The organism is Actinacidiphila sp. DG2A-62, assembly GCF_035825295.1.
Classification (GTDB): domain Bacteria; phylum Actinomycetota; class Actinomycetes; order Streptomycetales; family Streptomycetaceae; genus Actinacidiphila.
Genome location: NZ_JAYMGI010000002.1, coordinates 5,955,602 through 5,967,761, shown reverse-complemented (window position 1 = coordinate 5,967,761; position 12,160 = coordinate 5,955,602). Strand labels below are relative to the sequence as shown.

The 12,160-nt window shown below is 73.7% G+C and carries 9 protein-coding genes and 2 pseudogenes; 1 reads left to right on the top strand and 10 read right to left on the bottom strand.

Annotated elements, in window-relative coordinates; translation table 11 throughout:
- Positions 1-4 precede the first annotated feature (4 nt).
- Positions 5-1,705, bottom strand: a complete 1,701-nt coding sequence (locus VSR01_RS26825) for an MFS transporter (RefSeq protein WP_326451673.1) — start codon at positions 1,703-1,705, stop codon at positions 5-7.
- A gap of 130 nt (positions 1,706-1,835) precedes the next feature.
- Here VSR01_RS26825 and VSR01_RS26820 point away from each other — a divergent pair, with 130 nt between their 5' ends.
- A complete protein-coding gene (locus VSR01_RS26820; RefSeq protein ID WP_326451672.1) occupies positions 1,836-2,519 on the top strand; it encodes a MarR family winged helix-turn-helix transcriptional regulator in 684 nt (227 codons plus the stop codon).
- Between the two features lie 95 nt (positions 2,520-2,614).
- On the opposite strand, the pseudogene VSR01_RS37955 reads toward VSR01_RS26820, so the two are convergent.
- The 9 genes and pseudogenes from VSR01_RS37955 to VSR01_RS26775 form a co-directional block, all read right to left on the bottom strand.
- Positions 2,615-3,801: pseudogene (locus VSR01_RS37955) on the bottom strand (IS701 family transposase).
- A gap of 440 nt (positions 3,802-4,241) precedes the next feature.
- Positions 4,242-4,898: a Gfo/Idh/MocA family protein gene (locus VSR01_RS26805; RefSeq protein ID WP_326451669.1), complete on the bottom strand. Its 657-nt coding sequence runs from the start codon at positions 4,896-4,898 to the stop codon at positions 4,242-4,244.
- 85 nt (positions 4,899-4,983) lie between these two features.
- A pseudogene (locus VSR01_RS37950) lies at positions 4,984-5,214 on the bottom strand (Gfo/Idh/MocA family oxidoreductase); the annotation flags it as partial.
- Between the two features lie 129 nt (positions 5,215-5,343).
- Positions 5,344-6,150, bottom strand: coding sequence for an arylamine N-acetyltransferase family protein (locus VSR01_RS26800; RefSeq protein WP_326451668.1), 807 nt, complete (start codon positions 6,148-6,150; stop codon positions 5,344-5,346).
- A gap of 49 nt (positions 6,151-6,199) precedes the next feature.
- Complete coding sequence (locus tag VSR01_RS26795; protein ID WP_326451667.1) at positions 6,200-7,186, bottom strand: 3-oxoacyl-ACP synthase III family protein; 987 nt, start codon at positions 7,184-7,186, stop codon at positions 6,200-6,202.
- Between the two features lie 170 nt (positions 7,187-7,356).
- The gene (locus VSR01_RS26790; protein ID WP_326453833.1) at positions 7,357-8,919 is read right to left on the bottom strand and encodes an acyl-CoA carboxylase subunit beta; all 1,563 of its coding nucleotides are present in this window, start codon (positions 8,917-8,919) and stop codon (positions 7,357-7,359) included.
- Between the two features lie 77 nt (positions 8,920-8,996).
- Positions 8,997-9,998 carry a beta-ketoacyl-ACP synthase III gene (locus VSR01_RS26785; protein WP_326451666.1) on the bottom strand — a complete coding sequence of 334 codons (1,002 nt, stop codon included), beginning with the start codon at positions 9,996-9,998 and terminating at the stop codon, positions 8,997-8,999.
- Positions 9,995-11,788, bottom strand: coding sequence for a fatty acyl-AMP ligase (locus VSR01_RS26780; RefSeq protein ID WP_326451665.1), 1,794 nt, complete (start codon positions 11,786-11,788; stop codon positions 9,995-9,997). The genes VSR01_RS26785 and VSR01_RS26780 overlap by 4 nt, the downstream gene beginning before the upstream one ends.
- 16 nt (positions 11,789-11,804) lie before the next feature.
- Positions 11,805-12,140: a hypothetical protein gene (locus VSR01_RS26775; RefSeq protein ID WP_326451664.1), complete on the bottom strand. Its 336-nt coding sequence runs from the start codon at positions 12,138-12,140 to the stop codon at positions 11,805-11,807.
- Positions 12,141-12,160 lie beyond the last annotated feature (20 nt).

The following is a 12,160-nucleotide window of genomic DNA, read 5'->3' as shown; positions in this document are numbered from 1 at the left end:
CGGGTCACACCTCCTGTGGCCGGGCGAACTTGGGCATGGTGACCATCAGCAGGGTGACCAGCACCAGCAGTCCCGCCACCCAGCCGAGGCCGTTCCTGAACGAGCGGGAGAAGGTGTCGGCGGTGACCGCCGGCGAGTGGTCCCGCATCGACTTGGCGACGACCGCGGCCTGCTCGGGGGTGGTGCCCGGCGGCGGCCCGGCCTTGCAGCTGGCCGGCACCACGGCCGGGTCCTTCTCGGCCGCCTGGTCCTTGGCGCACACCTTGAAGCTGCTGATCACCGCGGACTGGGCCGGCTGGGACAGGCCCGCCGCCGACAGCTCGTGCCGGATCTGCGGGGCCACCGAGTCGACCCCCGCCGCGGCCTGTCCCGCGAGCGGGGCCAGGAAGAGGGCCGCGACGAGGGCGATGCCGATGGAGTTGCCGAGCTGCTGGGTGGTGCTGAGCACGCCGGAGGCCGAGCCGGCCGACTCGTGCGGCACGTCGGTGAGCGCGAAGTCGACCAGCGGCGCCACGACCAGGCCCATGCCCAGCCCCATCACGAACAGGGCGGGACCCATCTCCCAGGAGTGGATGCCGATCATGTACCGGTTGACGGCGAGGATGTAGACGAGAGTTCCCGCCACCAGCAGGATGCCGCCGGCGAACATCACCTTGCGGCCGAACTTCGGCGTCAGGAACTGCACCGCCGCGCCCGCGGAGATCGCCAGGCCCAGGAAGAACGGCACCCCGGTCAGGCCCGCGTGCAGCGCGGACCAGCCGAGGCCGACCTGCATGTACAGCGCGGACATCAGGAAGAAGGTGCCGTAGGTGAGGTTGAACAGCAGGTTGACGCTGAAGCCGCCGGCGAAGCTGCGGGCGCTGAACAGGCTCAGCACGATCAGCGGTGTCCTGCCCTGGGCGGTGAGCCGGCGCTCGTAGAGCACGAAGACCACCGTCATGACGACCGAGGCGCCCATCATCAGGAAGATCCAGGCGGGCCAGCCGCGGTCGCGGCCCTCGGTGAGCGGGTAGACCAGCAGCAGCACGGCGACGGTGGCCAGCACCACGCCCACGACGTCCAGCCGCGGCGCGTTCGGCGAGCGGGACTCCGAGACGTAGTAGGCGGCGGCGACGCAGCCGAGGACGCCGACCGGGATGTTGACCAGGAAGATCGGGCGCCAGTCCCAGCCGAACAGGTTCGCGTTGACGAACACGCCGCCCAGGATCGGGCCGGAGAGCACCGCGAGGCCGCCGATGCTGCCGTACATGCCGAAGACCTTCCCGCGCTCGGAGGCGGGGAAGGCGACATGGATGATGGCCAGCACCTGCGGCACCATCAGGGCGGCCATGCAGCCCTGGAGGACGCGCGCGGTGATGAGCATGCCGGGGCTGACCGCGACGCCGCACAGCAGCGACGCGACGGTGAAGCCGGCCATGCCGATCATCAGCAGCTTCTTGCGGCCGAAGATGTCGCCGAGGCGGCCGCCGCTGATCAGCAGCGCGGCGAAGGACAGGGCGTAGCCGGCGGTGACCCACTCGATGGCGGAGTAGCCGGCGTGCAGGTCGGTCTGGATGCTGGGGACCGCGACGTTGACGATCGTCACGTCCAGCAGGTCCATGAAGGCGGCGAGCAGAACGATGGCCAGTGCTGCCCAGCGCTTGGGGTCCGGTGCGTCCTCCGCCGTGCCGGCCACGGCGGGCGATTCATCGGTGGGCAAGCTCACTTCGGCTCGACCCCTCTTTCAGTGGAGTATCTTTGCACCAACGAGGTATCTCATTAATGATGTCTCTTAGTCACCAAGATATAATGACGATAAGAGACAGGCGGTCGAGGTGTCAAGGAGCGACAGATCCGTGGACGACGCGCGAAAGGCGGGCGGTATGGCGGGGACAGCGAGCGGCGACGGCAAGGGCGACGCCGACGGCGCGGACGGCACAGGCGGCTCGGGCGGTACGGGTGGCCCCGCGGCCGGCGGCGCCACCGGCCTGGGCCACCCCTACGAGCGGGCGCCGCACGACGCCGGCGGGTCGTCGGCGACGGAGACCGGCGGGTACCACCGCAAGAGCACCGGGGACGCCGAGCGCGACCTGCTGCTCCAGCGCGTGGCGACCGCCGGCCGGGAGCTGGGCCTCGGGCTGCTCGCGCTGAACGCCGCCGCGGCCAAGGCGATCGGCACCCACCCCACGGACGCGTGGATCATCTCCTACGTGCAGACGCTGCCGGCCGACTCGCCGCTGAGCCCCGGCGAGCTGGCCAAGCTCACCGGACTCACCACCGGCGCGATCACCGGGGTGATCGACCGGCTGGAGAAGGCCGGCTACGTCCGCAGGGAGCGCGACACCGTCGACCGCCGCAAGGTGATCGTGGTGCCGACCGAGGCCGCCGTGACCATCGGACGAGTCTTCCAGCCGATGGTCGAGGCCCAGCTCCAGCTGGCGCTGAACTACTCCAAGGAGGAGCTGGCCGCGATCGTCACGTACCTGGAGAGCAGCATCAAGGTCGCCGAGGCCACGGTGGAGCGGCTGCGCAAGATGTGAGCCACGGGTGGACCACGCGGAGGGGCCCGGACGCGGCGAGGCGTCCGGGCCCCTCGCGGTGCAGCCGGCGCCCGCGCGGCGCGCGGCGCGTCCGGTCAGCCGGTGCGGCGGGCGGCGCGCAGCATCGCCACCGCGTGGGCGGCCGAGGCGAGCGTCATGTGCCGGTGCCAGCCGTGGTACGAGCGGCCGGTGAAGTCCCGGATGCCCAACTGGTCGGCCGTCTCCTCGAAGTTGCGCTGCACCCGCCCGGTGAGCCGGCGCAGCCTCACCAGCACCGCCGGCGGCGTCCGCACCAGGTCGGTGATCCACAGGTCGGCCGGCAGCCGCCTGCGGTCCTCGGTGACGCCGAGCAGCGCCAGGTCGGCGTGGGCCGCGCCGCGCGGCGTCTCACGCTCGCCGCCGGGCAGCCGCACCCGCACCGCGGTGGCCGGGCTGCAGCGCATCCGCGCGGCGGTGTGGTCGCGCCACATCACCGGCCGCAGCCGGTCCCTGGCCATCGCCACGATCTGCCCGGCGGGCAGCGGCTCGGTGCGCCGGCTGACCAGCGCCCGGTCGGTCACGCCGAGCCGGAAGGCGCTGCCCACCCGGGCCAGGAAGGGCACGCCCGCGGCGCGGAACCGGCGGACCAGCACCGGGATGTCCATGCCCCGGGCGTCCAGCACCACCGGGCGTCCGGCCGGCCCCAGCCGGCCGCCTCCAGCACCGCGTCCACGGTGCTCTCGCCCGGCGCCTGGGCCACCAGGTCGTCCGGCACCGACGCCTGGCGGCGCCGCTCGGCGTCGTTCAGCCAGGCCGGCGACAGGTGCAGCCGCCAGTTGACCGGCGTGCTGGTCTGCTCGGTGGCCGCCCAGACGCCGACCGCGCGCTGCGCGTTGAGCACCTGGCCGGCCTCGGGTATGTACTGCCGCTCCACGCCGACGGAGTTCTCGCCGGTCTTGGGTATCACCATGGGACGCACCACCCAGGCCAGCGGCGGCACGTTGTCGTCCAGGTGGCGGGCCAGGGCGCGGCGCACCGGCACCCAGTCCCAGGTGGAGCTGGAGATGAAGTGGTGCAGGCTCTGCTCGGTGGCCGAACCCCCCAGTTCCGTCGCGATGTTCCGGATCGACCTGCGCCCCTGGGCCCGCAGCAGGCCGCGCAGGTAGTCGTTGCCGCGCCGCCGCTGGTCGCTGCGGACCAGCGAGGCGAACAGGACCTCGGACAGCTCGTCGAGCGATCCGTCGTCCCAGGTGTGCTGCTGCGCCGCCGTGACCGGCGGGCGCTGATCGGCCGGCAAGGTCATCAACGCGTCGTCGATGCTCATCCATCCCCCGAATGGCTGGTCGATGTGCGATGGCAAGTGCCGCGCGGTGAGCGTGCGCACGGTGGTGCGCGTCCGCTGCGAACTGCGGTGATCGTTGAGTTCGCGTGGTGCCCGCGTGGCTCTTGTGTGCGCCTCAACCCTCCGACGAACCGCGCCCGCGCCCCAAGGTCCCCCGGGCACCCACTTGGGCCCCGGATGTGGGTTTGAAGCACTCCTGGGGCCCCTACCGTGACGCCCGTATGTCTCCCGCCACACCGACGGGTGTGCCGTCACCACACCACCGCACTGTTGCCACCGGCGCCGCGCCGGACCCCGCGGGCCCCGGACGCACCGCGGCCCCGGCGACATGCGTCGCCGGGGCCGCGGGAGGGGTGCGGGAGGGGTGCGGGAACGGCCGGTGCGGGGGGGCGGCCGGGCTCTCAGGCGTCCAGCACGACCGCCTCGGCACGCGCGCTGGAGGCCAGCAGCGCCTCCAGCACCCGGGCCTGCTCGACCGCGTCCGCGCGGCCGAAGGGCAGCGGCTCGCCGCCCGCGAAGGCCGCGGAGACGGCGTCGAACTGCAGCCGGGAGATCGCGAACGGCTTCCCGGCGCCGAGCGAGCCGTCCGGGTCGACGTCGAAGAACTCCGCGACCGGGTCGCCGTGCGGCGGCGGGCCCTGCAGGCTCAGCTCGACCTTCTCGGCGCGGCCCAGCCACGGGTCGGGCACGATGACCCGGCCCAGGGTGCCCACGATGTGCAGCACGTCGCCGCGCGCGACCTCCTGGCCGGCCTCGAACTGCGCCAGCACGTCGTTCGGCAGCCGCAGCACCGCCGAGTAGTTGTGGTCGGCGGCGCTCTCGCCGCGGCGCACCTCCTCGGCGTACACCCGCTGCGGGCTGCCGCCGAACAGGCGGATCGCGGTCAGCGGGAAGACGCCCAGGTCCAGCAGGGCGCCGCCGCCGAGCGCGCGGTCGCGGCGGAAGTAGTCCGGCGGCAGCGTGGCGGTGCAGCTGCCGTAGATGTAGCGCAGTTCGCCGATCCGGCCCTCGGCGACCAGCCGCTGGGCCAGCAGCGTCTGCGGGTGGTGGCGGAACATCACGCCCTCGACGGCCTGCCGGCCTGGCCTGCTCGGCCGCGTCGAAGACCCGCTCGGCGTCGGCCGCGGTCAGCGCCAGCGGCTTCTCCACCAGCACGTGCTTGCCGGCCCGCAGCGCCTTGACCGCCCAGTCGGCGTGGTCGACCGGGTGCAGCGCGACGAACACCGCGTCGATGTCCTCGGCGGCCAGCAGTTCCTCGTACCTCGCGTAGCTCGCGGGGATGCCGCGGGCCTCGGCGTACTTCTTGGACTCCTCGGCGTCGCCCGCGGCGACGGCGACGAACTCGGTGGTCTCCGACTCGGCGTTGGCCAGCATCGCGACGTCCGCGTAGCCGCCGGTCACCAGGAGTCCCCAGCGCACCTTGCTCACGTGTGGGTACCTCTTCCGTTCTCAGTACGTCCGGTCAGGGGGGTGGTGCGGGTGGTCGGGGGTCCGGCCGGGGGCTCAGCCCGCGGCCGGGACCGGGGCCAGCTCGGGCACGGCGTCCAGGGTGATGCCGAACCGGTGCTCGAACTCCTTGAGGAACTCGGCGTCGTCGGTCAGTTCGCGGGACTCCTTGGCGCCCTCGCCGTGCTCGGTGAGGATGCGGTTGAACAGCGACACCCGGCCGGTGGCGGTGACGATCGACGCCCACAGCTGGCCCTTGCCGGGCACCTCGGGCGAGGTGGCGCAGTACCACATCACCGAGGTGAAGTCGTCCAGCTCGCGCGGGTGGGTCTCCACCTGCCAGCGCAGCACGCCGTCGTGCACCATCTCGATGTCGCCGTACGGCGAGAACTGCAGCTGGTAGCCGCCGTGCGCGTCGTGCTGGACGCCCCGCTCGTGCAGCTTCAGCGGCTTGCGGGCGGCCCAGCGGAAGCCGACGTCCACCACGTACGGCTGGTCGAGCTCGACCAGCAGCACCAGGTGGCCGTTGTGGACGCCGCGGAACGCCTCGCGGCCGTTGTGCAGCACCCGGCCGCCGAGCAGGCTGACCCGGTAGCCCAGCGCGCGCAGCAGGAGGGCGAAGCCGGAGTTCAGCTCGCCGCAGCCGCCGCCGCGGCGCTGCCGGACGATCTTGTCGTAGACGTCCTCGTCCTTCATGCTCGGTATGCCGCCGAGCGCGAAGTCCAGGGTCTCGAACGGCACCGTCATCATGTGCCGTTCCTGCAGGTCGCACAGGGCCTCGAAGGTGGGCCGCTCGGGACGCGCCGCACCGATCCGGTCCAGGTACGCGTCGACGTCGATGGGGTGGGTGTCGGTGGCGGTCATGTGGAGCGTCGCCCTCCCGTGAGTGGTTGCCAGTGGGTACGGGCCCGCGTCACTGCCAGCGCAGCAGGGTGAACCCGAAGGTGATGCCGGCGCCGAAGGCGACCAGCAGGGCGGTGTCGCCCGGGGAGATGTCGCCGGCCCGGCGCGCCTGGTCCAGGGTCACCGGGATGGAGGCGGAGCCGGTGTTGCCGTAGTCCCGGGAGGTGGAGTGCACCGTCGCGTTGTCCAGGCCGAACATCGGGCCGAGGCTGCGGACCATCATGTCGTTGCCCTGGTGCGGGATCAGGTGGTCCACCTCGGTGCGGTCCACGCCGGCCTCGGCGAGGAAGTCCGCGACCAGGCCGGGCACCCGCTCCTTGACGATCTCGGTGATCCGGCGGCCGTTCATGTGCACGTAGTGCCGGCCCTCGGCGAGGGTGCGGGCGCCGATCGGCTCGCGGCTGCCGATGCCCGGGATGGTGGCCAGGCCGAACTCGGCGCCGTGGCTCATCAGCCGGGACCTGATCAGACCGCGCCCCTCGGGGACCGGGCCGAGCACCACCGCGCCGCCGCCGTCGCCCCACAGCACCACGGTGCGCGGGTCGGCCGGGTTGAGGAAGCGGGTGTAGGTGTCGGCGCCGATGACCAGCGCGTGGCCGCCCTCGGCCCTGATGTGCCGCTCGGCCATCGACAGCGCGTACGGGAAGCCGCTGCACGCCGCGTGCAGGTCGAACGCCGCGGTGGTGACCGGGCATTCGAGGTTGCCGGCCACCATGCACGCGCAGGCCGGCCCGAGCATGTCGGGCGTGGTGGTGGCGACGACGATCAGCGAGACGTCCTGGGCGCGCACCCCGGCGTCCTCCAGCGCGGTGCGCGCGGCGTAGGTGGCCAGGTCCGAGGTGGCCTCGTCGGGCTTGGCCCGGCGCCGGCTGTGGATGCCGGTCTTGGCCCTGATCCACTCGTCGGTGACTCCGGCCGGGCCGCCCACCTCCTCGTTGGTCACCACGTGGGACGGGAAGTACGCGCCGGTTCCCAGGATTCCGATGGCCGTGCTCATCTGCGGCTCCCTGCGTGTTTCGCGTGTGCGACCGGGACGGGCCTTGCGTCCGCCCCGATCCTTCTTGGATTCGGATCGCTCGCCAACGAAAGGGAGCGCGGTGTGTCAGGTCACCGGGCGGGCCCGGCGAGGGGGACGCGGCGGGCCGGCCAGCGGCCAGCCTGCCGGCGTCACAGCGGGATGTTCCCGTGCTTGCGCGGCAGCCGTGACGTGCTCTTCTGGCGCAGCGCCAGGAGCGCGGCGGACACCTGCTCACGGGTCTCGTGCGGCATGATCACCGCGTCCACGTAGCCGCGCTCCGCGGCCATGTACGGGGTGCACATGGTGTCCTCGTACTCGGCCCTGAGCTTGGCGCGCAGCGCCTCGGGGTCGGCGGCGGCCTTCAGTTCGCGCCGGTGCAGCACGCTGACCGCGCCGGAGCCGCCCATCACCGCGATCTCGGCGGTGGGCCAGGCCAGGTTGACGTCGATGCCCAGGTGCTTGGAGCCCATCACGCCGTAGCCGCCGCCGTACGCCTTGCGGGTGATCACGGTGACCATCGGCACGGTGGCCTCGCAGTAGGCGTAGATGAGCTTGGCGCCGCGCCGGATGATGCCGCCGCGCTCCTGGTCCACCGAGGTGAGGAAGCCGGGCACGTCCACGAAGGTGAGCACCGGCACCCCGAAGGAGTCGCACAGCCGGATGAAGCGGGCCGCCTTCTCGCTGGCGTCGTAGTCCAGCGCGCCGGCCAGCACCAGCGGCTGGTTGGCGACCACGCCGACGCTGCGGCCGTCCACCCGCGCGAACCCGCACAGGATGTTCGGCGCGAACAGCGGGTGCACCTCGACCAGTTCGCCGTCGTCGACCACCGTCTCGACGACCTGCCGCATGTCGTACGGCTGCTGGGCGCGGTCCGGGATCAGGCGGTCCAGCGCCAGGTCGGCGGCGGTCGGTCCGGCCGGCCCGGTGGCGGCGTAGACCGGCGGCTCGGAGAGGTTGTTGGACGGCAGGAAGCCGAGCACGGTCTGCACGTACTCGAAGGCGTCCCGCTCGTCGTGCGCGAGGTAGTGGGCGGCGCCGCTGACCGCGTTGTGGCTGTGGCCGCCGCCCAGCTCCTCGTGGGTGACGTCGTCGCCGGTGACCGCGCGCAGCACGTCGGGGCCGGTGACGTACATGTGCGAGATGCCGTCGACCATCACCACCAGGTCGGTGAGCGCGGGGGCGTAGACGGCGCCGCCGGCGCACGGGCCGACGATCACCGAGATCTGCGGGACCACCCCGGAGGCGCCGACGTGCCGCTTGACCAGCTCGGCGTAGTGGGCGAGGGCCACCACGCCCTCCTGGATGCGGGCGCCGCCGGAGTCCTTGATGCCGATCAGCGGGGCGCCGATGCGCACCGCGAGGTCCATCACCTTGGCGATCTTCTCGCCGAACGCCTCGCCGAGGCTGCCGCCGAGGACGGTGAAGTCCTCGGCGTACACGCACACCCGGCGGCCGTCGACGGTGCCGTGGCCGGTGACCACGCCGTCGCCGAACGGCCGGTGGTCCGCCATGCCGAAGGTGTGGCTGCGGTGCCTGACCAGCGCGTCCAGCTCCACGAACGAGCCGGGGTCGAGCAGCAGGTCGATGCGCTCGCGCGCGGTCAGCTTGCCCTTGCCGTGCTGCCGCTCGCGCGGCGCGCCGGCCGACTGGGCGTCCAGTTCGGCGCGGCGGCGCTCCAGTTCGGCGATCTTGCGCGCGGTGCTGCCCTCCACCGGACGGCCGGCGTCGGTGTCGCCGTGCGCGCCCGTGCCGGCGGCGGGGGCCCCGCCGGGCCGGTTCACCGTCTCCGTCACGGCAGCACCACCACCTGGGCGGCGTGCACCAGGCCGGCGCCGAAGCCGACCAGCAGCGCGGGGCTGCCGCTGGGCAGCGCGACGGAGTTGAGCAGGTCCTCCATCGCCAGCGGGATCGAGGCGGCGGAGGTGTTGCCGACCGAGACGACCTCGCGGGCCACCGCGACGCCCTCGGGCAGCTGCAGTTCGCGGGCCACCGAGTCGATGATCCGGCCGTTGGCCTGGTGCGGGATGAACGCGGCCACGTCCTGCGGCAGCAGCCCGGCCAGGTCCAGCGCGCGCCGGGCCACCCGCGGCGCGGTCGCGACCGCCCAGCGGAACACCTCGGGTCCGGCCATCCGCAGCGTCGGCCACGGGCCGGCCTCGTCCCTGACGTCCAGCCAGGTCCGGTCGTGCGCGATCAGCTCGCGCCGGCCGCCGTCGGAGCCCCAGGCCACCGGGCCGATGCCCGGCTCGTCGGACGGGCCGAGCACCACCGCGCCGGCGCCGTCGCCGAACAGGAACGCGGTGCCGCGGTCGGTGCCCGAGACGATGTCGCTCATCTTCTCCGAGCCGACCACCACCACGTGCCGCGAGGTGCCGGAGCGGACCAGCGCGTCGCCGGTGGCCAGCGCGTAGCAGAACCCGGCGCAGGCGGCGCCGACGTCCATCGCGCCCGGCTCCTTCGCGCCGATCAGGTGCGCGACCTGCGGCGCCCCGGCCGGCGACTGCTCCAGGTAGGACATCGAGGCCAGCAGCACGGTGTCCACCGACTCCGGCGCCACGCCCGCCTGCGCGAGCGCCTTCAGCGACGCCTCGGCGGCCATCGAGACCACCGACTCGTCCTCGGCGGCGAACCGGCGGGTGGTGATGCCGCTGCGCTTGCGGATCCACTCGTCCGAGGAGTCGATCGGCGCGGCCACCTCCTCGTTGGACACCAGCCGGTTCGGCCGGTACGCGCCGACGCCCAGGATGCGCGAGCCGCCGACCGCGGCCGCGGTGCGCAGCCGGGCGCTCATGCCGCACCGCCCGCGGTCCGCGCGCCGCCGCCGGCCGGCACGAACTCGCCGTCCAGGTAGCGGATGCGGGTCAGCCGGCGCTGCACCTTGCCGCTGGAGGTCTTGGGCAGCGAGCCGCGCCGGGTGACCACCACCTCGTCCACGTGCAGCCGCTGGCCCTCGTGCACCGCGTCCTCGATCCGCCGGCTCAGCTCCTCCGCGCCGGTGGACTTCAGCACCCGGCCGTCCGCCTCGACCACCACGACCAGCCGCTCGGAGGTGCCGTCGTCCACCGAGAAGGCCGCCGAGCAGTTCGGGTGCAGGCCCTCGGTGGTGCGCTCGACGGTCAGCTCGATGTCCTGCGGGTAGAAGTTGCGGCCCTTGCGGATGATGACGTCCTTCAGCCGGCCCGCGACGTACAGCTCGCCGTCGTGCACGAAACCCAGGTCGCCGGTGCGCAGATAGGTCCTGGTGCGGTCCTCGCCGGCGATGCGCGCGGCGAAGGTCTGCGCGGTCTCCACCGCGCGGCCGAAGTAGCCGTCGGCCACGCACGGCCCGCTGATCCAGATCTCGCCGACCCGGCCCTCCTCGACCGGGCGCAGCGTGTCCGGCGCGACGATCCTGATCCGGGTGCCGGCGACCGGCACGCCGCTGCCGACCAGGGCCAGGGCCTGCGGGTCGGCGGGGTCGACGGTCTCCACCCGGTCGTCGCGCAGCGCGTCCGCGGACACCCAGCGCACCGCGGGCGCCTTGTCGCCGGGGCTGCCGGTGGCCTTCAGGGTGTTCTCGGCCAGGCCGTAGCCGGGGCACATGGCCTCGGGCCGGAAGCCGGCTGCGGCGAAGGTCCGGGTGAACTCCTCGATCACCGACCAGCGCACCGGCTCGGCGCCGTTGGCCGCGACCCGCCACCGGGACAGGTCGGTGCCCGGCGCGATGCCCTTCTCCCGCGCGTCGCGCACGCACAGCTCGTACGCGAAGCTGGGCGCGGCCGAGTGGGTGCCGCCGAACCGGGAGATCGCCTCGGTCCAGCGGCCCGGGCGGCGGATGAACGCCTCGGGCGACATCAGGTACGAGGGCGCGCCCGTGTAGATCGGCACGATCACCCCGAAGAGCATGCCCATGTCGTGGAAGTGCGGCAGCCAGGACACGTAGACGCCGTCGCGGCCGGTCGGCCACAGGTCGTCGGTCTCGGCGGCGTTGGCCAGGAAGTTGGCGTGGCTGACCATGACGCCCTTGGGGTCGCCGGTGGAGCCGGAGGTGTACTGGAGCAGCGCGATGTCCTCGGGCAGCGGCGCCGCGTCCTGCCACTCCCCCGGGTCGGCGGCCGGCAGCTCGTCGGTGGCCAGCAGCGTCAGCCCGTCCAGCAGCGGCGAGTCGCCGAACTTCGCGAGCAGTTCGTCGCGGACCGCGGCGACGGTCAGCAGGACGGTCGCCTGCGCGTCGTCGGCGATCCGGCGCAGCCGCTCCAGGCCGCGCAGCCGGGTGGGCACCTGCACCGGGGCGCCGGCCACGCCCGCGTACATGCAGCCCATCAGGCTGCTGACGAAGTCCAGTCCCGCGGGGTGGACCAGCAGCGCGGACCGGCCGGCCGCCACCCCGGCCGCGCGCAGCCCGGCGGCGGTGCTGCGGGCGGCCTCGTCCAGGCCCCGGAAGGTGAGGCTGCGGCCCGGTTCCTCACCGCCGTCGAGGAAGCAGAAGGCGAGGTCGTCCGGTTGGGTCCGGCCGCGCTCCCGGAGGATCTCGGGCAGGCTGCCGGCCGCGGCCCCCGGACGTCCGGTGCCGGGCGTGCCGACGGGGTCAAGGATGGTCATGGTGTTCAGCTCCCTGTTACCGGGTGGCGTACATCGGAAGACCGGGCGGACCGGTCCGGCCGGGCGACGGTTTCTGACCGGACCGTGCGGAACGCGTCCTGGTCCGTGCTGCGGCGTCCCCCGCCCCGGCCGGTCCGCGGGCGGGGCGCAGGAAGATGGCGGAGAGGATCTCGGCGACGCTGCCGGGAGCCTCGGCGTCGGCCGCCGCGGCCGGCGCGGCGACGGCCGTGGCCGGCGCGGCGGTCGTGGGCGGCGCGGCGGCGGTCGTGGGCGGCGCGGCGGCGGTCGTGGGCGGCGCGGCGGTCGTGGGCGGCGCGGCGGTCGTGGGCGGCACGGCGGTCGTGGGCGGCACGGCGGTCGTGGGCGGCGGGG

Bases quoted from the DNA above. Each gene is read 5' to 3' on its own strand.
- VSR01_RS26805 (WP_326451669.1), bottom strand. From the start codon at position 4,898: ATGTTCCGCCACCACCCGCAGACGCTGCTGGCCCAGCGGCTGGTCGCC.
- VSR01_RS26800 (WP_326451668.1), bottom strand. From the start codon at position 6,150: ATGACCGCCACCGACACCCACCCCATCGACGTCGACGCGTACCTGGAC.
- VSR01_RS26795 (WP_326451667.1), bottom strand. From the start codon at position 7,186: ATGAGCACGGCCATCGGAATCCTGGGAACCGGCGCGTACTTCCCGTCC.
- VSR01_RS26785 (WP_326451666.1), bottom strand. From the start codon at position 9,998: ATGAGCGCCCGGCTGCGCACCGCGGCCGCGGTCGGCGGCTCGCGCATC.
- VSR01_RS26780 (WP_326451665.1), bottom strand. From the start codon at position 11,788: ATGACCATCCTTGACCCCGTCGGCACGCCCGGCACCGGACGTCCGGGG.